This is a genomic window from Vibrio sp. MEBiC08052 (assembly GCF_001506075.1).
Taxonomy (GTDB): Bacteria; Pseudomonadota; Gammaproteobacteria; order Enterobacterales; family Vibrionaceae; genus Vibrio.
This window is the reverse complement of sequence record NZ_KQ947475.1, coordinates 253,683-273,231: the sequence shown is the minus strand read 5'-3', so window position 1 is coordinate 273,231 and position 19,549 is coordinate 253,683. Positions and strand designations below refer to the sequence as shown.

At 46.9% G+C, this 19,549-nt stretch carries 15 protein-coding genes and 2 pseudogenes; 4 read left to right on the top strand and 13 right to left on the bottom strand.

All coding sequences use genetic code 11. From position 1 onward, the window contains the following. Positions 1 to 54 precede the first annotated feature (54 nt). The 8 genes and pseudogenes from VRK_RS01210 to pilM form a co-directional block, all read right to left on the bottom strand. Positions 55 to 894: a Dam family site-specific DNA-(adenine-N6)-methyltransferase gene (locus tag VRK_RS01210; protein ID WP_059119730.1), complete on the bottom strand. Its 840-nt coding sequence runs from the start codon at positions 892 to 894 to the stop codon at positions 55 to 57. An 80-nt stretch (positions 895 to 974) separates the two neighbouring features. Further along, positions 975 to 2,528 carry an SPOR domain-containing protein gene (locus tag VRK_RS01205; RefSeq protein ID WP_059119729.1) on the bottom strand — a complete coding sequence of 518 codons (1,554 nt, stop codon included), beginning with the start codon at positions 2,526 to 2,528 and terminating at the stop codon, positions 975 to 977. A gap of 37 nt (positions 2,529 to 2,565) precedes the next feature. Next, on the bottom strand, positions 2,566 to 3,654 hold the full coding sequence (gene aroB, locus VRK_RS01200) for a 3-dehydroquinate synthase (protein ID WP_059119728.1): 1,089 nt from the start codon (positions 3,652 to 3,654) through the stop codon (positions 2,566 to 2,568). Positions 3,655 to 3,681: 27 nt separating this feature from the next. Continuing rightward, positions 3,682 to 4,200, bottom strand: a complete 519-nt coding sequence (gene aroK / locus VRK_RS01195; RefSeq protein ID WP_021019597.1) for a shikimate kinase AroK — start codon at positions 4,198 to 4,200, stop codon at positions 3,682 to 3,684. 187 nt (positions 4,201 to 4,387) lie between these two features. Next, positions 4,388 to 5,347 (bottom strand): annotated as a pseudogene (gene pilQ / locus VRK_RS01190) (type IV pilus secretin PilQ); the annotation flags it as partial. Between the two features lie 160 nt (positions 5,348 to 5,507). Next, complete coding sequence (gene pilO / locus VRK_RS01185) at positions 5,508 to 6,125, bottom strand: type 4a pilus biogenesis protein PilO (RefSeq protein WP_059119726.1); 618 nt, start codon at positions 6,123 to 6,125, stop codon at positions 5,508 to 5,510. Beyond that, entirely contained in the window at positions 6,115 to 6,780 is a 666-nt protein-coding gene (locus VRK_RS01180) for a PilN domain-containing protein (protein ID WP_059119725.1), read from the bottom strand. Before VRK_RS01180 ends, pilO begins: the two co-directional genes overlap by 11 nt. Next, the gene (gene pilM, locus VRK_RS01175) at positions 6,770 to 7,681 is read right to left on the bottom strand and encodes a pilus assembly protein PilM (RefSeq protein ID WP_059119724.1); all 912 of its coding nucleotides are present in this window, start codon (positions 7,679 to 7,681) and stop codon (positions 6,770 to 6,772) included. The genes VRK_RS01180 and pilM overlap by 11 nt, the downstream gene beginning before the upstream one ends. 271 nt (positions 7,682 to 7,952) lie before the next feature. Here pilM and VRK_RS01170 point away from each other — a divergent pair, with 271 nt between their 5' ends. Further along, positions 7,953 to 10,553, top strand: a complete 2,601-nt coding sequence (locus VRK_RS01170) for a penicillin-binding protein 1A (RefSeq protein ID WP_059119723.1) — start codon at positions 7,953 to 7,955, stop codon at positions 10,551 to 10,553. 96 nt (positions 10,554 to 10,649) lie between these two features. Here VRK_RS01170 and oxyR read toward each other — a convergent pair whose 3' ends face one another. Further along, positions 10,650 to 11,543, bottom strand: a complete 894-nt coding sequence (gene oxyR, locus VRK_RS01165; protein WP_059119722.1) for a DNA-binding transcriptional regulator OxyR — start codon at positions 11,541 to 11,543, stop codon at positions 10,650 to 10,652. A 160-nt stretch (positions 11,544 to 11,703) separates the two neighbouring features. On the opposite strand from oxyR, the gene VRK_RS01160 reads away from it, so the two are divergent. Both VRK_RS01160 and VRK_RS01155 read left to right on the top strand, forming a co-directional pair. Continuing rightward, positions 11,704 to 12,447, top strand: coding sequence for a glutathione peroxidase (locus VRK_RS01160; RefSeq protein ID WP_059119721.1), 744 nt, complete (start codon positions 11,704 to 11,706; stop codon positions 12,445 to 12,447). Positions 12,448 to 12,755: 308 nt separating this feature from the next. Next, positions 12,756 to 13,004: a DUF3624 domain-containing protein gene (locus VRK_RS01155; RefSeq protein ID WP_059119720.1), complete on the top strand. Its 249-nt coding sequence runs from the start codon at positions 12,756 to 12,758 to the stop codon at positions 13,002 to 13,004. A 258-nt stretch (positions 13,005 to 13,262) separates the two neighbouring features. On the opposite strand, the pseudogene argH reads toward VRK_RS01155, so the two are convergent. The 4 genes and pseudogenes from argH to argC all read right to left on the bottom strand — a co-directional run. After that, positions 13,263 to 14,642 (bottom strand): annotated as a pseudogene (argH, locus tag VRK_RS01150) (argininosuccinate lyase); the annotation flags it as partial. A 103-nt stretch (positions 14,643 to 14,745) separates the two neighbouring features. Further along, on the bottom strand, positions 14,746 to 15,963 hold the full coding sequence (locus tag VRK_RS01145) for an argininosuccinate synthase (protein WP_038179195.1): 1,218 nt from the start codon (positions 15,961 to 15,963) through the stop codon (positions 14,746 to 14,748). A gap of 100 nt (positions 15,964 to 16,063) precedes the next feature. Then, positions 16,064 to 16,858 (bottom strand): acetylglutamate kinase, encoded by a 795-nt coding sequence (argB, locus tag VRK_RS01140; protein ID WP_059119718.1) that lies wholly within the window; start codon positions 16,856 to 16,858, stop codon positions 16,064 to 16,066. Positions 16,859 to 16,865: 7 nt separating this feature from the next. Then, positions 16,866 to 17,870 carry an N-acetyl-gamma-glutamyl-phosphate reductase gene (argC, locus tag VRK_RS01135; protein ID WP_059119717.1) on the bottom strand — a complete coding sequence of 335 codons (1,005 nt, stop codon included), beginning with the start codon at positions 17,868 to 17,870 and terminating at the stop codon, positions 16,866 to 16,868. 247 nt (positions 17,871 to 18,117) lie between these two features. Between argC and argE the strand changes: the two genes are divergently transcribed. Then, positions 18,118 to 19,254, top strand: coding sequence for an acetylornithine deacetylase (gene argE, locus VRK_RS01130; RefSeq protein WP_059119716.1), 1,137 nt, complete (start codon positions 18,118 to 18,120; stop codon positions 19,252 to 19,254). The last annotated feature ends 295 nt before the right edge of the window (positions 19,255 to 19,549 follow it).

Here is a 19,549-nt window from a genome sequence, read left to right as displayed (position 1 = left end):
ATTTTTGCGGCGTGTCGAAGATGGTTCGCTCAACCGCAACACGCCAAGCCCTGATTATTGAGCTACCCGAGATGCCGGATTGCCTTCAAATAGTGCGAGCAATTCATCCACTTTATTTCGCCCCGCCCCATTACGGCTGATGGTTCGCTTTACCTTCACGACATTGAGTTTTGCACCATGGTACAACCGTCGGGTCAGAATCGTATCATGATTTGAGATTAACACCGATATGCCCCGATCATTCGCAGTTTTCTCGGCAATATCAGCCAACGCAGCCTGATCATCAAGTGAAAAGCCACCACCAGTGTAAGAGGTAAAATTCGCGGTATGAGACAACGGAGCATACGGTGGATCGCAATAAATCACACTGACATGGTCCGCTTGTTCAAAACTATCCCGATAATTGGTACAGATAAACGTTGCTTTCTTCGCTTTCTCGGCGAAAAACTCGAGCTCGGCTTCAGGGAAATAGGGTTTTTTGTAAGAACCAAAAGGAACATTGAAACCGCCTTTTTTGTTATAACGGCATAACCCGTTAAAACCAAAACGGTTCATATACAAAAATGCCAACGAGCGATACATCACTTCATCGGTCTGATTAAACTGCTGCCGAACCGATAGATAGACTTCTCTACGATTATTCTCAGCAATAAACCACCGTTTGGCTTCTGTAATATAATGTTCGGGCCGCTCTTTCAACAGGTTGTATAAATTGATTAGATCTGGATTGATATCGGCCAGAACATAATGCTCATAATCGGTATTGAGAAAAATAGAACCAGCACCGACAAAAGGTTCAACTAAAGTTTGAGCAGCCGGTAAATGGCGTCGGATATCATCAACCAATCCATATTTTCCGCCAGCCCACTTCAGAAAGGCGCGATTCTTCTTCATCTACTGCTCTATCTATCCACCACAATTAACAAGGCTGCGAAATCTAACATATTTTCACTTTATCCCCAAGTGAACCCGTACTATTTCACTCGTTCAATTTCTCGGTGTACCTGTCTGATAGATTTTGCCCATGGTCCGAGCACCTGAATCGGGCGAGGGAGCGTCGTGACCGCATCTCGAGCCATCTGAATCGTTGGATAGTTTTGGTACGTTACAATATACCAGTTCACCTGATCCCGAATCGTCGGATAGACATAAACCTGATTCTGTAAGCGATGACGTTGAATAAAATCTTCAACTTCCCGGAGCGAGTTAAATGCAGCGAGCTGCAAGGTATAGCTGCGATCAGACATACCCTTTAATTCAGCAGTGGCATAGGAAAATGAGTAACCGGACAAGGATTGCGAACGGTCTGGTTTGGATTGCCCAGTGGTTGGGGTTGAAGATGATGCGCTCTGCTCTGTCGATGCCGTTTGCTGCCGCTCGTCCACCGCTGCAGAATCATCCGACACCGGTGCAACCTGACGGGCAACATCCGCGAGTTGTTTGGTATCCACCGATTCAGCTTTACCATCCATCAATGCATCAACCACTTCAGAAGAAATCACAACCCGTTGTCCCTGATCATCCTCACCAACCCGGTCAGAATCAGAAGTCACCGCCGGGGGAAGCGCATTAGAATCATCCTTCACACCATCCGGTAGTGGCTCAGTGGAATTTACACCGGACGAATCGGATATGTCAGCTGCTTTCGTCTGCTCTTTGGTATTACCAGTTAAGGCTGGTATCACCGTCTGTTCTTTTGTCGCGGTATCATTGGCAACCATATCATCCAGCACACGCTCAGGTGCCTGCTCTTCAGATAACATCCACCAATAACCCCCACCGAGAATTACAGCGAGTAACAGTATCAGTGCCGCGATCTTGACCGGAGACCCGACTATTGAGCGAATCACTATCCGCTTTTCCATCTTCTTCTCTCCTAATGCTATGATATCACCCGGTGTTTTATTCACTTTACTATACGCATGGCGAACTCGCTTCTCCATTTTATCGTCGATAAAACGGATCACCAGATATTCGAAAAGACGATCAGCGTCATCTTGAGAAAGTCGATCAATCTCCAGATCAACCGGTTTATGCTCTTGACCATACCCAATTCGAGTAATTAAAGGGTCAAGTACCCGAGGCAGAGCAAAGAGGATCACATTGATCGACCATTGTGGCTTATCCTGCGCCTCAAGCACAAGCATCCATAGCTCCGAAACCAGATTCTCAGACAGACGCTGTGCATTATCGACCACGATAACGATATTACAAGGTTCGTCATCAAACACAGCCGTCAGATTATCGACCAAGGCATCATCGGGACTAAAACGTGCGTGAGAATCGATCTGCGTCAGAATCGTCATACGATGCTGGCGATCATCCTGATTGGGATAGCACAACAATAGCGACTGATTCTTATCCTCTGCCCATGCTTCCAGATAACGTTGTGCGAGCCAAGTTTTACCGGCTCCGGGTTCACCGGAGACAGTCACCAGATTTGAACCGAAATGCGTCAGTAACCTCAGCCGTTCTAACAGATCGACCTGAGACTGTAATTCCAACACTCGACCGTGTGCTGCACTCATGAAATCATCCTACCCAGAAGCATGAAAGACTGTTGAATTATACTGTACGACAGAAATCGATCGCATGCTCAATCGTTGATTCTGGAATGCCCTTCAACACTTGTGCAGTACCGATTCCAGTTGGGAGAACGAGCCGCAATGTACCGGCCAGAACCTTTTTATCCCGCATCATATGGGTCATGAAATCAGAGAAAGACATGCCGTTCGGGGTTTGCACCGGTAGCTTTGCTGATTTGAGGAGTGCCACAATTCGTGAGAACTGCGCTTCAGAAATTAAACCGTGTAATTGTGCAGTCTTCGCAGCCATCACGGTTCCTGATGCAACCGCTTCACCATGCAGCCATTGTCCGTATCCCAGATGCGCTTCAATGGCATGACCAAACGTATGACCTAAATTCAGTAATGCCCGAATCCCGGCTTCTTTTTCATCCTGCGCCACAACTTCAGCTTTAATCTCGCAACACCGTGCGATGGCATAAGTTAGCGCAGACTGATCCAGTGCATACAGCGTCTCAAGATTGGTTTCCAGCCAGTCGAAGAACTCAGCATCATAAATAATGCCGTATTTGATAACTTCTGCCATTCCGGCAGCAAATTCTCGTTCGGGCAGCGTTGACAGGCAATCGATATCAATAATCACTGAACGCGGTTGATAGAATGCACCGATCATATTCTTACCCAACGGATGATTTACCGCTGTTTTTCCGCCCACCGAAGAATCAACCTGAGACAATAGCGTTGTTGGTATTTGAATAAAATCAACGCCTCGTTGATAGCATGACGCCGCAAAACCAACCAGATCACCGATCACACCACCACCGAGAGCAACGATCACAATATCTCGCCCAAGATTATGCTCAAGCAGAAATGTCATGACCGTATCAAAAGTATTCAGATTCTTGTACTGCTCACCATCGGGTAGCGTCAGCAGATAGGTCTGACAGCCGATATCGTTCAATAACTGCGTGATTTTATCAGCATAAAGTGGCGCAACAGTGACGTTACTGACTATGACCACCTTTTGCTGAGGGGGAAGAAAAGAAAGAAGCGCCGGATTTTGAAATAATCCGGCTCCGATTGAAATGGGGTAACTACGCTCACCTAGACTGACCGTAATCTGCGCCATGGTTGCACTCCGCAAAAATAAAAAAACCTATTGTTCTTCTAACATTTTTACGATCTGATTGGCTACCACTTTTGCACTTTGATCATCAGTTTTCACAGTAATATCCGCAATTTCTTCATAAAGCGGATTACGTTCCTCAGCCAAAGCTTCTAAAACTTCGCGTGGCTGTTCCGTTTGCAGGAGCGGACGCTTTTTATCACGGCTGGTACGAGCTAACTGTTTCTCAATTGTCGTTTCCAGATAAACGACAACTCCCCGGGCAGAAAGACGATTACGATTTTCTTTGCTTTTGACTGATCCACCGCCTGTTGCCAGAACGATGCCCTGTTGTTCAGTCAGATCATGGATGACAGTTTCTTCACGTTTCCGGAAACCATCTTCTCCTTCAACATCAAATACCCAAGCAATATCTGCCCCCGTCCGTTCTTCAATAACGGAGTCAGAATCGACAAATTCCATATGAAGTTGCTGTGCCAGATATCTACCGATAGTACTTTTGCCGGCCCCCATAGGACCAACAAGGATAATATTACGTTTTTCAGCCATGTTTAGCAGTAATTAACAACATTAATTCAATGACATCGCCACAAGTGAATTCAAGGTATAACAAGGGATGAATCAGCTTCGTGGCACCAATTCCTCACAGACATTTCGTGATAAGACCCGAAATTATCTAGATCTGAGTGCCCGAATGCAACCTTATTTTTAGACGATCTGCAAAAAGCGGACTAACTTATTGAATCACAACCCGAGGTGTGACAAAAATAAGCAACTCATTCTTATCCGTCTTTTGATAATTACGCCGAAACAGTTTGCCTAATAACGGTAATTCCCCTAACACTGGCACTTTATCAACTCGATGCATTTGAGTTTTCTGATAAATTCCCCCGAGAACAACTGTCTCTCCGTCATTGACTAATACTTGAGTGCCGATTCTTTGCGTCGTAATGGCAACAGCTTCTCCGGAACCGGTTTTAACCACCTCTCCGGGACGATCTTGTGTTACGCGTAAATCCAGCAACATGTGATGATCCGGTGTGATATTCGGGGTCACTTCCAGACTCAACACCGCTTTTTTAAAAGCAATGGTGGTCTTATCATCGGAACTCGACTCCTGATATGGGATCTCAGTCCCTTGTTCGATAAACGCTGACTGATGGTTTGTGGTTAACAGGCTCGGGCTGGAAATAATTTCAGCACGGGATTCACTCTGTAATGCCGATAACTCCAAATCCAGTAATGTGCCGGAGCCCAACTTAGCTAATCGAAAAGCAATCGATGAAGCATTACCGGATGTACTCGGCAAATTAATATTCATAAAATCGGTCACTTGTGATGATTCGTCTGCTCCGTCATCTGCCGTATGGTGCTGTTGAATGTGACTACCAACGGCAAGGTGCCCTTGTTCCAAGCCGACACCCCAGCGTACACCAAGCTCATCAAGTGCCCCTTCACTGACAATCACAATTCGCGCTTCAATTCTGACCTGTTTCACGGGAATATCGAGCGCTTGGATCATGCTCCGGATCGATGCTAAATGATGTGGCGTATCGCGAATAATCAGCGAGTTGGTTCGGGGGGCAACGCGTACCAATCCATATTCGGAAAGCAGCCCCGGTTGCTCTCCTCCTTTAAGTAGTGGCAGTAAGTCTGCAGTTTTCGCATACTGGACAGGAATGAACACCGTTTCCAGTATCGGTTGCGATGAACCGGGTGCCTCTCCGGACACCGTACTGGATTGTGTCATGATCGGCACATCAAACGGATCAATAGTCGGTTGGGCAAGTACTTGAGTACAGACTCCCCATAAAATCCCCCCTATCACCCAGATGTCAGACAACACTCCCCGATAGTTATTTTGACTCATGTTGATCATGTCCTTTTATATGATGATCTTTGCTGTGATCTGTTTTCAGTTGATAAAGAAAACCAGTTGCGACGACCTCAATACGACGCTGCTGTGGTGACACTCTTTTCCAGCGAATCGGTTGAAACACTACACCAACAGACTGATGCGCAATTGTCCGCATGAAATTCAGGATGTCAGGGAACAGACCGCTCAACCTGATCTCGAAAGTATCCGCATCATGGCCATAAAGTTGTTGCGGTGTTTTCCATACAATATGTCGAATGCGAATATGCTGTTGCTCTGCAACCTGCTCGACTTGTTTGACCCACGCAGAAGAATCACGCACTTTGGTTACCTGCGCCATGGTTTGCACCAGTTGGTACTGAATCGCCTCCCAATCCGCTTGCTGTCGGCGAAAGTCATGCAATTGTTGCCGGTTCATCTCCTGTTGCTGAGACAGTGCATTCAGATGGGATTGATATTGCAATAACATGTCATATCGGCTTTGCCAGAAAAGTGGATAGCTGACACCAGTGAGTACCACAAACAGACCTGCCACCATCCCCACTTGTTGCAGTATCGAAGCATTCAACATCCGACGTTGGAGAAAATCAGTGAACATCTGCGCGGTCCTTTTTCTCAATCGCGTTCTGTTTCTCAACAGCATGAATGACAGCAACAGGTTCCATTGCAACTTCAGACTTAATCGCTGAGACCGAACCGACACCAGTGTTTGCTGTTATCACCAAACGCAGCTGAAACGTATTGAATTTGCTGCCCCAATGGGAGGTCTGATCCGTCACTGACAGAATATCCAGCTGCCTAATCGATGAGGCTTGCCTGAGCCGCTGAATAAAACGGCTCATCACTGTCGGATGACGACTTAATCCTTGGATGACAACCAGTTGTTCCGTCAAACGGATTTCTTCCAGATAGATGCCGTCGGGAACAGCCGAGGCCAACACGGACATAAGTTTCTGCGGCAATTGGCTGTGTACGATCCACTGCTCTGTGTCAGCCAGTTCTCGCTGATTCTGCAGCGCATGTTGCTGTCGCACTTCCCACTGATGCAGACGCTTTTGCTGCTCATCCAGTTGTAAATTGAACCGCTGCTCAGACTGTTGCCAGAAGGTTTGTTGCTTGTGCCATTCAAAATAGAAAATACTCTGTACAACTAGCCACAAACACCCGCCGAAGAGCCACAATCCATATAAAAACCGCTTCCGTCGGTATAATTGACGATGTCGCCAATCCATTAAATTCAGTTCATGCAGCATAACCGGACTCCAATGCCATCAGGCCACGCAACGCACTGCCGGCAGCCAATGGAATGAAAGGCCAGTAATGAGCAGGTATCGAAGCTGATGTCTCGAAAACCGATGCGGCCACCAAGTGTTCTACCTGCCCACAGAATTGCTGACGCAACCCCTGTGCTACCGTCTGATATATGCCCGGCGAACTATTGACCCATATCCCGTTCAGCAAAGCGGCAGGATGTAATGATATAAACCGCTGCACCTCTTGTAACACTAGCGTGAGCGCTACATCGAACGCCTGTACAGAAAAAGGAAACTGACGATAAAAACTCAGTTCATCGGTGATAAATCCCATCGCGATAATATCTTCACCGATGTCAATCAGTAGCCACCCCTGACGCTGAGTACGACACATGGATTGCAGCAGAAACTGAAGAAAGGCCTGCTTTTCCGTATCGATCAATACGGGTCTTAATCCGGCCAGACAAAGCGCTTGCAGACGGCTTTCTACCACTTCCTTTTTCGCAGCATAGACCTGATAGCCAGTTTGAAGCGGGACATAATCTAAATAGACGGAATCACCGGAGAGGCCGGTTTTTTCAGCAAAAGCCTGAGCAATCAACCACGGCTCCAAACTTTGATCATAATCACTTATAGAGAGCTGAAGTGTTTTGGCCATCACCGTCAGGTCAGGCATCGAAATCGCAACCCGATGTTGCCAAAAAGGTAATCTCTTTCTTACTTCGGCAAGTTTATTGACAATGCTCTGATAATCGATGACCTCATTCTCAGAGAAAATGTCATCGGGAACAGACAGCGTTTCACAGTCAAGTAATGACACGATGTTATGTTGGCGCTTTAAAGTAACGGTAGTAATACGGTGACGGCGGATATCGATTCCCGTTACGATACGTTTTCTCATACAGACTCCAGTCGTTCAGCACTGTTCAAATCGCTGATTGGTAGTACAATAAGCGTTCATTTTGAGATAGCACCAAAATGACGGGATGGTAAAAAGATAAAACGACAGGTTTGCCGCAATTATATTTTTAACAACCGATATTTTTAGTCGTGTAGACTCTTTTCAACGGGTCTATCTTGAAATGAAACGTTAAGCGATCAGTTTCTTAGAGAAAATAGCGAAAATTAGATCGGATGACATGCGTTCAATCCGACCAAACAGGGATTATCCGGTGAAGTTCATAAAGCGATTATTTTTATTTTCATTGATTTGCATGGTTTTAGGGGTGAGTACAATTTTTGGGTTTTACTACTATGTAAAACCGGAATTACCTGATGTCGCCACCTTAAAAGATGTTCAACTTCAAACACCGATGCAGGTTTTCAGTAAAGATGGAAAACTGATTGCCCAGTTTGGAGAAAAACGCCGAATTCCACTCAAACTGAGTGACATCCCGCCGGATTTGATCCATGCATTTCTGGCAACGGAAGATAATCGCTTTTATGAGCACTACGGATTTGACCCCATCGGGATTACCCGCGCGGCATTTGCCGTCATACTCTCCGGTAGTGCCTCTCAAGGCGCGAGTACCATTACTCAGCAACTTGCCCGTAACTTCTTCCTGAGCAATGAGAAGAAAATCATGCGCAAGATAAAAGAGATTTTTATCGCCGTTCACATTGAACAGTTGCTCACAAAAGACGAAATCCTTGAACTGTATCTGAACAAAATCTATCTGGGCTATCGCTCTTATGGGGTTGGTGCCGCAGCACAAGTCTATTTCGGTAAAAACGTCAAAGACCTCACACTGGGTGAAATAGCCATGATTGCCGGATTGCCGAAAGCCCCGTCGACCATGAACCCGATCTACTCACTGACCCGGGCAACCCACCGTCGTAATGTCGTCCTGATGCGAATGCTTGACGAACATTACATTACGCAGAAGCAGTATGACTCGGCAAAAGCTGAGCCATTGATCGCGCGATATCATGTGGCTGAAATTGAAGTCAATGCACCTTATGTGGCTGAGCTCGCACGTGCCTGGATGGTTGAGCATTATGGTGAAGACGCCTATACATCAGGGATGAGAGTCACCACCACCATCCAGTCTGATCTGCAAGATGCCGCGCATAAATCAGCCATTAATAACTTGATCGACTACGATCAACGCCATGGTTATCGTGGTGCAGAAAAAGTGTTGTGGAAAACGGGTCAATCGGCGTACACCCAAGAGCAGATGGAAGAATACCTCACCGAACAACCTATCTACGATGATATGTACCCAGCCATTGTGACGGATGTTACCCAACAATCAGCGACGGTCTGGGTCAAGAATCACGGTTCGCAAACCATTCCCTGGGATGGGATGAAATGGGCCCGGCGTTTTATTACCGATGATCGGCAAGGAGACGCGCCGACGGACGCCCATCAAATCATGGCAGCCGGTGAACAAATCTGGGTGAGAAAACGTGATGATACTTCGGATGAAAATCAACCGATCTGGCATCTCAGTCAGGTGCCGAATGCCAACACCGCTTTTGTTGCGATGAATCCTGAAGATGGTGCCGTTCTTGCGCTGGTCGGCGGTTTTAATTTCATTCATAGTAAGTTTAACCGCGTGACACAATCCATCCGTCAGGTTGGTTCGGGGATTAAACCCTTCATCTATTCATCCGCCATTGATGATGGTTTGACGCTGGCAACGCTGGTCAATGATGCACCGATCAACAAATGGGATCAGAGTCAGGGAACAGCATGGCGTCCTAAAAATTCACCTCCGACTTACCGAGGGCCGACGCGGCTACGGATTGGCTTGGCACAATCGAAAAACGTCATGGCAATCCGCGTGCTCAGAGCGGTTGGTCTGGAACGTGTGCGACACTATCTGACCCGTTTTGGCTTCGATCTGGACAATCTGCCTCATTCAGAAACCATCGCGCTGGGTGCCGGTAGCCTGAGCCCTCTGAAACTGGTACAGGGATACTCGGTATTTGCCAACGGCGGTTACAGTGTTGATGCCTATTACATTGATCATGTTGAAGATCCTTTCGGGACACTGGTCTATCGCTCCACACCGAAAATCGTCTGCCATGACCAATGCCCTGATCAGGACAGCGATGAGCTACAAAATCAAGATCAGTACGATAGCGTCCAGCAAGGAGAGAATGAACAAGGGATCAGTGCCCCCGATATTCATCAAGATAGCGCTTATGTCAATGCCGGATCACCTCGCTTTAATGAACATTCGGCAGATGTCCAATATGCTCCACGCGTTATCTCGGAACAGAATGCATTTTTGGTTCGGGAAATGATGTATAGCAATATTTGGGGTGGCGGAAACTGGCGTGAAGGAACCGGATGGAACGGCACCGGATGGCGTGCTCAAAAACTCAAACGCCGGGATATTGGTGGGAAAACCGGGACAACCAACGATTCGAAAGATGCTTGGTATAATGGGTTTGCACCGGGTATCGTTGCCAGTGCCTGGGTCGGGTTTGACAGCCATAACCGGGATTTAGGCAAAACAACCCAAAACCCGAACCTCGACGATGTACCAATTAGCGGTGGCGAATCAGGTGCCAAAACAGCAGAACCGGCTTGGATCGATTTTATGGCCCATGCACTCAATGATGTCCCGACACATGAGAAGGTCATCCCAAAACATATTGTTCAAGTCAGAATCGATCGGGAGAGCGGATTGTTAACGACAAAAACGGATGGTAGTGCGATGTTCGAATACTTTATTCAGGGCACCGAACCGAAAGAATATGTACAGGATTCCGTGACGAATAGTCTGTACACCTCACCCAATGGTGGTGAAGAACTGTTTTAGTGTTGTAGGGACTGCTTTTGAATGAAAAGTGGTTCTCTCAAGCGAACAAAAACACCAAAAGCGGAGGTCACTCCGCTTTTTGATATGTGTTCTACTTCAGGTCAGTTCATTGAGCCGTTGACGAATCACACCAGCCAATGTCTCAAACCGTTGTCTGAGCGGTGAACCGGGCCGATAGACCAGCACTAATGTCCGGCTTGGCACGGGATTGAATGCTTTCAGATAGCAGACGCCATCTTTTTCTCGGCACCCCGGCAAAGAGAGTTCAGGCAGTAATGTAATGCCGCCACCGGCAGCGACCATATTCCGTAATGTTTCTAAGCTGGTTGCCTTAAATCGTTCATCATCTTTTGCACCGGCCGCAAAACAGAATCCCAGCGCCTGATCACGTAAGCAATGCCCGTCACCCAGCATCAGTACGGTTTGTCCTTTGAGATGAGACATATCCAATTGCTCGCTCTTCGCCCACGGGTGGTCGGCAGGCACAGCAAGACTCATCGGCTCATTGTAGAGCTCAATTTCTTTAAATGGCTTCGTTTCTTCAACGGATGCCAGTACAAGACAGTCCAATTTACCATCTTCCAATTGACGGACTAACTGGTTTGTCTGCGCTTCATGCAAATACAATTCTAAATCAGGAAAATGAGTTTTCAGTGACGGGACAATGCGGGGCAATAGATAAGGACCAACTGTCGGGATAAAGCCGATATGCATCGGACCACTCATCTCATCTCCTTGCCCGCTCGCCATATCTTTGAATGTTTTAATCTCTTTAAGAATATTTTTTGCCTGTTCGACTAACTGTAAGCCAGCGTCAGTAAAGAGCACCCGGCGGCTGCTTCGTTCTAACAATACGGTTCCCAGTTCATCTTCCAGTTTACGGATCTGACCACTGAGTGTCGGCTGACTGACAAAACACGCTTCAGCTGCTTTACGAAAATGACGGTGTTCAGCTAAAGAGACCAAGTATTCAAAATCTCGGATATTCATTCTATCCCCCTAATAGATTACATCTATCGAAACCATAGCATCAAACGATTAGAGCTATCAAAGATTTTTTTGAATAATGAACACATCAAAACAAAAACAAGTGCCAGACACTTGATATAACCTCAAAAAAAAAACATTTGAACTTAAAAGGACACCCAATATGTTGACATCTAAAAAAGGCCAACCCGTACCACAAGTTACCTTTCCAACGCGTCAGGGGGATCAGTGGGTCAATGTCACCACTGATGAATTATTCAAAGGAAAAACAGTCATCGTGTTTAGTCTTCCCGGAGCATTTACACCAACATGTTCTTCAAGTCATTTACCGCGCTACAACGAGCTGTTTCCTGTATTTAAAGAGCATGGTGTCGATGAAATCTTGTGTGTGTCGGTGAACGATACATTCGTCATGAACGCATGGAAAAACGATCAGGAAGCCGACAACATTACCTTCATCCCAGACGGTAACGGTGAATTTACCGCCGGCATGGGCATGTTAGTCAATAAACACGATCTCGGATTCGGTCAACGTTCATGGCGTTACAGTATGCTGGTCAAAGATGGCATCGTCGAAGAGATGTTTATTGAACCTAATGAACCCGGTGACCCGTTCAAAGTTTCCGATGCCGATACAATGTTGAACTATATTTCTCCGGGACATCAGCTTCAGGAATCCATCACGATCTTTACCAAACCGGGCTGCCCATTCTGTGCGAAAGCAAAACAGACCTTAATTGACCGTGGTCTGCAATACGAAGAAGTCGTGTTGGGCAAAGATGCGACAACCGTGAGTCTGCGTGCCATTACCGGACGCTCAACAGTTCCTCAAGTTTACATCGGTGGTAAACATATCGGTGGAAGTGAAGATCTGGATATCTACTTTCGCGACTCAACCACAAACTAAAAATATACGGACCTCCGGGTGACCCGGAGGTCTGGCTCAAAACCAATCATAGTAATAACTTGGTCTGCCACTTACTTAGAATTCAAACTGCCTGCATTAACTCGATTTAATCTCGGGAGTTGAGTCAGTGTTAATGTCCATAACGTTGACTCTGTTTCGGTGTGTTACTGCCTTCTGAATAGACGGTAATTCATTTCGACTCTGGTTCTCTTCTTCCCCCAAGAAAGAGAACCGGGGTAATTTTTTTGCTTGATCCCCCTCATATCCTCACCTACGCTTGCCTTTTATTGACTCAATAAACGCTTCGGATGACTTGTAACAATTGTGAATCAAGCTGGTTCTGGAAAAAGATAGGTCGCTGTCAGCGCTGCATGAATCAGTTAAGCGTCCTGTGTCTCTTATTCTGGGGAAGCTGGCTGCTTTGGGGAATACACCATACCAAATCGGTTGAAGGGATTGCGCTGATCGGTTTCGGGCTTACGGTTCATCTGCTACTCAGCCTTCATTTATGGATGAAGTTTATTATTCTGCCATGGCGGAAAAGAAAACCTCATTAAGTCAAGCAGAATGAATGCACCCTGACCACAAAATCAGCCAGAAAGAAAAAGCCCCAAGACCAAATTCAGTCTCGGGGCCTCTTAGATTCATCTAAGAAAAAGCAGTGGTATAAAGGTAGACCCTGCCTTTCTGAATTGGTTCCAAAAAAATCGATCTTTTTTGATCATTCGTTTGCGGAGGCTTGCCAAATTGATTTGGTGAGCCGTTCATATCCGATATCACCCCGAATAACAGACCGTCAAGAACCGTTGATTTTAATCTTTATCACTCAGGCGTTGCTGTGCCTGTTCTACGGCATAAGCCACTTGATTTGGCGATACGCCACCTAAAGCACACCGCTGTTTCAGGCAAGAATCAATCGTCAAAGTTCCGTAGACATCATCATCAATGACTGAGGAGAATTCACGGAGTTCAGCCAGAGACAGTTCTTCCAGCGCACAGCCTTTCGCAATCGCACCGACAACCGCAACACCGACAATATGGTGCGCTTCACGGAAGGGAATCCCTTTCGCAACGAGATAATCCGCTAGTTCGGTTGCGTTCGCATACCCTTGCTTGGCCGCTTCCAACGTCCGTTCGCCATTGATTTGAATCCCTTCAAAGCAGAGTGCAGTCATCTCGATACAGTCATACCATGTATCCAACGCATCAAACAGACCTTCTTTGTCTTCCTGCATGTCTTTATTGTACGCTAACGGCAATGCTTTCACGGTCATCATCATGCCAGCCAGTGCACCATAGACACGCCCTGTTTTACCACGAATCAACTCCAGTGCATCCGGGTTTTTCTTCTGTGGCATCAGCGAAGAGCCCGATGTGACGGTATCAGCGAGTTCAATAAATCCGGCTTCACCCGAATTATAGAAAATCAGATCTTCTGCCAGACGGGATAAATGCAGCATCGAGATCGACGCAACTGACATCAGCTCCATGACATGGTCGCGATCAGATACGGCATCTAAAGAGTTACGGGTCGCCCGTTGAAAATCCAGTGACTGAGCCAGTTGCTCACGATCAATCGCATAAGCTGTCCCCGCTAAAGCCCCCGAGCCCAGCGGACAAGTATTCAGGCGTTGCAGCGCGTCTTGCAAACGCGAACTATCCCGTTCGAACATCTCCAGATAGGCCAGACACCAATGTGCAAATGTCACCGGCTGGGCACGTTGCAAATGGGTATATCCCGGTAATACGGTAGTTTGATTGGCTTGAGCCACCTCAACCATTTTAGTTTGTAAGCGCTGTAACGCATCCAGCAACACGTCGCCCTGAGCACGACACCACAGTTTCAAATCGGTTGCGACCTGATCGTTTCTCGAACGACCGGTATGGAGTTTTTTACCCAGATCGCCGACCCGATCAATTAACTGCTGTTCAACCCATGAATGGATATCTTCAGCATCTGAACGCAGAATCTGTTCCGGATCAGCAATCACAGAGGCTTTTAACTCATTGAGTGCCGCTTCTAACTGCTGCTGTTCTTCCTGTGTCAGCACATTGACGGATAGCAATGCTTTCGACCAAGCCACCGAACCGACAATATCCTGCTCGGCCAGACGGTAGTCAAAACGAAGAGAATCATTAAAGTCTTTAAATCTTGTATCTGCTGCCTGAGTAAACCGACCACCCCATAATGCCATTATATCTCTCCTGCCATTTACATCTTTTACATCTTTACTAAAGAGAAAAGGGATCCGGACCGAAGTCCGGATCCACCTTTTTATTGCGCGCCAACGTTGCTAGTTATTTTTGTTTTGCTGCATTCAGTGATCTGATGCGACTTGAAAGAGAGTATAGACGGATAAATCCACCTGCGTGACTCTGGTCATACACATCATCGGCACCAAATGTCGCAAACTCTTCAGAATAGAGGCTATTTGGAGAACGTTTCTGAATCGCGGTGGCATGACCCTTGTAAAGTTCAATCACAACTTCACCATTGACATCTTTTGCCAGTGACTCTGCAGCAGCAAACACCGACTCACGTAATGGCGTAAACCAGCGACCATCATAAATCAGGTGTGAGGCTTTAATCCCGATCTCTTCACGGAACTCAAATGCCGTTTTATCCAGCACCAGTTGCTCAACGGCACGCAGTGCTTCCATCATGATGGTGCCTCCCGGAGTTTCATAACAACCGCGAGATTTCATCCCGACCAGACGGTTTTCAACGATATCGATCCGGCCGACACCATGCTTCGCACCTTTCTCGTTCAGGCAAACCAGCACTTCATAAGGTGACATGGCCTGACCATCAACGGCAACAACTTCACCATTTTCAATTTTCAGTGTCACTGTTTCCGCGGCATCCGGTGCTTTCTTCGGATCAACGGTCCATGCCCAACAATCATCATTCGGTGCATTCCAAGTGCTTTCCAGAACACCACCTTCAGTCGAGATATGCCATGCGTTGGCATCACGCGAATAGATTTTAGTCAGCGATGCAGCGCAAGGAATATTCCGCTCAGCCAGATAATCCAGACACTCTTCACGGCTTTCCAAATCCCATTCACGCCATGGTGCAATCACATGAAGATCCGGTGCTAATGCAGAAAAGGCACCTTCGAAACGAACCTGATCATTCCCTTTTCCGGTACAACCGTGAGCCAGAGCATCCGCACCGACTTTACGCGCCACTTCAACCTGCGCTTTAGCAATTACCGGACGCGCCATTGAGGTACCGAGCAGATACTTACCTTCATAGTAAGCACCGGTTTTCAGGCTCGGATAGATATATTCCGCAACAAATTCATCTTTCAGGTCAACCACATGACATTCAGACGCGCCGGAGGCAATCGCTTTCTCTTCGATACCGACCAACTCATCAGCGCCTTGGCCGACATCGGCAACAAATGCAACGACTTCACAACCATAGTTTTCTTTTAACCATGGGATAATCACTGACGTATCCAGACCGCCAGAGTATGCAACAACAACTTTGTTTACTTGAACCTTACTCATAATCTTTTCTCCAATATCTCGGCTCTGCACGGCGGTCAGCGCCAAGCGTTTCTCTACTCTGTAAAAAATCTATTGAAACAAAACAGTCGGTTGAATGAAACTATTTTGTTGTGGGATAAAAACGGGTTCCGACACTGTGCTTGTCACCGGAAAATAGATGAGCCAACAATTCTGGTGTCCGCCAGCCGGCAACAGTAATGGCTCGCCCTAAGTCATCTGCTGCTGCAAGTGCCGCTTTGACTTTGACAATCATGCCATCAGTGATCACGCCATCCGCGATGAGTTGATTAGCCTGATCGACATCCAGTTGAGAGATCAACTGTTTGTCCCCATCCAGCACGCCGCTGACATCGGAAAGCAGCACCAATTCAGCATCCAGTGTTTTGGCCACGGCAACCGCAGCATCATCAGCGTTCACATTCATCATTTGTCCGTCGGCAGTCAGACCGATCGAACTGATAATCGGCACGCCGCCAGCTTGCATGATCGCATTGACAATCGTAGGGTCACCGGCAGACGGACGACCGACAGCGCCCAGCTCCGGATCGAGTTCTTCAACCTGACACAAACCGGCATCACCCAGACATAAACCAACGGCTTTCAAGCCACTCTTGATCGCCTCGCCTTGTAGCATTTTATTGGCTGTACCGGCTAAAGCACCGGTGATAAACGGAATCTGGTCGTATGGCGTGACCCGCAGGCCATGTTTTTTGACGGTTGCGAACTGAAGCTTGGACATCAGTTCATCGACAAGATATCCCCCACCATGAACAATCACGATCGGACGACTCTGCCGGTACTGTGCCACCGTCTCAAAAAGCTTCGCCAGTGTTTCACTACTTCCCAGCACGGCACCGCCAAGCTTAATTACAACCGGATGAGATAATTGTTCCATGCGTTCCTCAAATTAATGCTGTCAGTTCAGGGTAACCATAGTGAATATTCAGACACTGCATTGCCTGACTCGAAGCACCTTTCAACAAGTTATCAATGGCTGAAATCACGATCACGTGTTCCCCCTGTACTTTCCAGCCGATATCGCAAAATGGGGTGTTCACGACATGTTGTAACCGGGGCAGCGTCTCACCGCATAAACGTACCGCTGGCTTTTGCGCATAAGCTTGTGTAAATGCTGCGGTCACGTCCGATGTCGTGACACCCGGTTTCAGTTTCATGGTGATCGTTGCCAGAATACCGCGTTTAAAGTTACCCAGATGTGGCGTGAAAATCACATCACATCCTAAATGAGCAACGATTTCAGGCTGATGACGATGCGTAAATACACCGTAAGCCTGTAAACTCACTTCACAAAAACTATTGGTCATGGTCGCTTTACGACCTGCGCCGGACACACCACTGGTCGCATTAATCACCGGCCACTGCTGCGTATCAATCAGTTCAGAGACCAGCAAAGGCTTAATGCCAAGTTGCGCAGCAGTTGTATAACACCCGGCAACAGCAACAAGCTGACTGGACTGAATCGCAGCTTGATTCCATTCCGCCAGACCATACGCAGCCTGCTCCAAATGAGTCTGATGCTGATGCTCAAATCCATAAAAGTCAGTGTAAAAATCGGGGTGATTGACACGGTATGCGCCCGACAGATCAAATACTTGGCACTGATGCGCGAGAAAAATAGGGGCGAGATCATGACTGACTTCATGGGCGGTTGCCAAAAAGACCACATCGGATTCCTGAGCGACTTGTTCCGGATCGACCAATGCCTGAACCGGCATATCAATGCGCCCGGCCAGTTGTCCATGCAATTGGGCAATCGGCTTTCCGGCATCCACACTGTTGGCGGAAACATACAAACCTGATAGCGTTAGCTCAGGATGTTGATGGACCATCAGAGCAAGCTCTGCACCTGTGTATCCACTGGCTCCGATAATGGTTGTTTTTAACATATCCCTGCATCCGATTTTTTGACTGTATCTTTGAGTGAAACGCGTTATCTTTTAATGAAACGGCTGGGTGTTTGATTCAACACTTGAACATCAGTTCAAACACGCACATTTTGGTTAAATACTAAACGAAAAATGATTATTAATATGCTGTTTTTCGCTTATTTATGGTTTTTTATTCAAAAAAAATGATTTAATATGCTTTTTACCCTCTCAGCCTAACTCTGTCAATAGCAGGAGCAAAGATTCTATGCAATTCCCTAAATTCAAGGCGGTTTATCAGGACCTCATTTCAACCTCTTCCATTAGCTCGACAGATCCAAGCTGGGATGAAGGCAATGAAGCCGTTATTGCGAAGCTTTCAGACTGGCTGAGCACTTTAGGCTTCTCCGTACAGATCGACACAGTCGCGCCTCATAAGCACAATCTCATCGCGAAAAAAGGCGATGGCGAAGGAGGATTGTTGTTGTCCGGTCATAGCGATACCGTCCCTTTCGATGAAGGTCAATGGAATTTCAATCCTCATGTACTGACCGAGTCGAATCAACGTTTCTACGGTCTGGGTACCGCTGATATGAAAGGCTTCTTCGCCTTTATTATAGAAGCCGTCCAAAAAATTGACTGGCAGAAGCAAACCAAGCCACTTTATATTCTGGCAACCTGTGATGAAGAGACGACGATGATGGGCGCGCGCCACTTTACCGAGAGTGCACCATTTAAGCCGGACTACTGTATCATCGGTGAACCCACCAGCCTTGTGCCGGTCTATGCACATAAAGGACATGTCGCCAATGCGATCCGTGTGACGGGGAAATCAGGGCATTCATCGAATCCGGCATTGGGAGTCAATGCAATTGAAATCATGCATGAGGTACTATTTACCCTGATGCAAGTACGAGAGCGACTGATCAAAACCTATCATCATCCGGGTTTTGAAGTGCCGACCCCCACCCTCAATCTGGGTCATATTCATGGCGGAGACAGTGCCAACCGGATTTGTGGCTGTTGTGAACTGCACTATGATGTCAGACCACTGCCGGGAATGAGTCTCGAAGGGCTTGATCATCTGCTGCGCGAGTCGCTTCAGGAGTTGAAAGCCAAATGGCCCGGTCGTATCGAAATGCAACCATTACATGATTCAATCCCCGGGTATGAGTGCCAGAAAGATCACCCATTCGTCGAACAAATTCATCAGTTAAGCGGACGAGAAGCGGAAACAGTCAACTACTGTACCGAAGCGCCTTATCTGCAACAGCTCTGTCCGACGCTCGTGATGGGTCCGGGCTCAATCGATCAAGCTCACCAGCCGGATGAATTTCTTGCTTTTGAGTATATTGATCCGACCATTGATCTACTGACCAAATCGATTTACAAATATTGTTTTTAATCACAAATCGCGATGCGGGCTAATCGCCATAGATCGGCCCGATTGATGCTATCAACATCGTTTGGCGGAAAGCGCATGTTGAAGCACATAAATGGCCTGAAACAGGATTAACCATTCAGACGATTCTGAAAGAAACTTTCAACAAAAAACGCTTAAATTCCATTTATTATTTAATCTATTCGTATAGACAACAAACAGAATATTGTTACTCTATATGGAGTTTGACTGGAGAAAATCCACGATATAGCAAGATCTAACAAGAACATTGGATGTAGTTTTTTTTCAAGGCAGGATG

Bases quoted from the DNA above. Each gene is read 5' to 3' on its own strand.
- oxyR (WP_059119722.1), bottom strand. From the start codon at position 11,543: ATGAATATCCGAGATTTTGAATACTTGGTCTCTTTAGCTGAACACCGT.
- argC (WP_059119717.1), bottom strand. From the start codon at position 17,870: ATGTTAAAAACAACCATTATCGGAGCCAGTGGATACACAGGTGCAGAG.
- pilO (WP_059119726.1), bottom strand. From the start codon at position 6,125: ATGTTCACTGATTTTCTCCAACGTCGGATGTTGAATGCTTCGATACTG.
- VRK_RS01210 (WP_059119730.1), bottom strand. From the start codon at position 894: ATGAAGAAGAATCGCGCCTTTCTGAAGTGGGCTGGCGGAAAATATGGA.
- aroB (WP_059119728.1), bottom strand. From the start codon at position 3,654: ATGGCGCAGATTACGGTCAGTCTAGGTGAGCGTAGTTACCCCATTTCA.
- VRK_RS01160 (WP_059119721.1), top strand. From the start codon at position 11,704: ATGTTGACATCTAAAAAAGGCCAACCCGTACCACAAGTTACCTTTCCA.
- aroK (WP_021019597.1), bottom strand. From the start codon at position 4,200: ATGGCTGAAAAACGTAATATTATCCTTGTTGGTCCTATGGGGGCCGGC.
- argB (WP_059119718.1), bottom strand. From the start codon at position 16,858: ATGGAACAATTATCTCATCCGGTTGTAATTAAGCTTGGCGGTGCCGTG.
- VRK_RS01205 (WP_059119729.1), bottom strand. From the start codon at position 2,528: ATGAGTGCAGCACACGGTCGAGTGTTGGAATTACAGTCTCAGGTCGAT.
- argE (WP_059119716.1), top strand. From the start codon at position 18,118: ATGCAATTCCCTAAATTCAAGGCGGTTTATCAGGACCTCATTTCAACC.
- VRK_RS01180 (WP_059119725.1), bottom strand. From the start codon at position 6,780: ATGCTGCATGAACTGAATTTAATGGATTGGCGACATCGTCAATTATAC.
- VRK_RS01155 (WP_059119720.1), top strand. From the start codon at position 12,756: ATGACTTGTAACAATTGTGAATCAAGCTGGTTCTGGAAAAAGATAGGT.
- pilM (WP_059119724.1), bottom strand. From the start codon at position 7,681: ATGAGAAAACGTATCGTAACGGGAATCGATATCCGCCGTCACCGTATT.
- VRK_RS01145 (WP_038179195.1), bottom strand. From the start codon at position 15,963: ATGAGTAAGGTTCAAGTAAACAAAGTTGTTGTTGCATACTCTGGCGGT.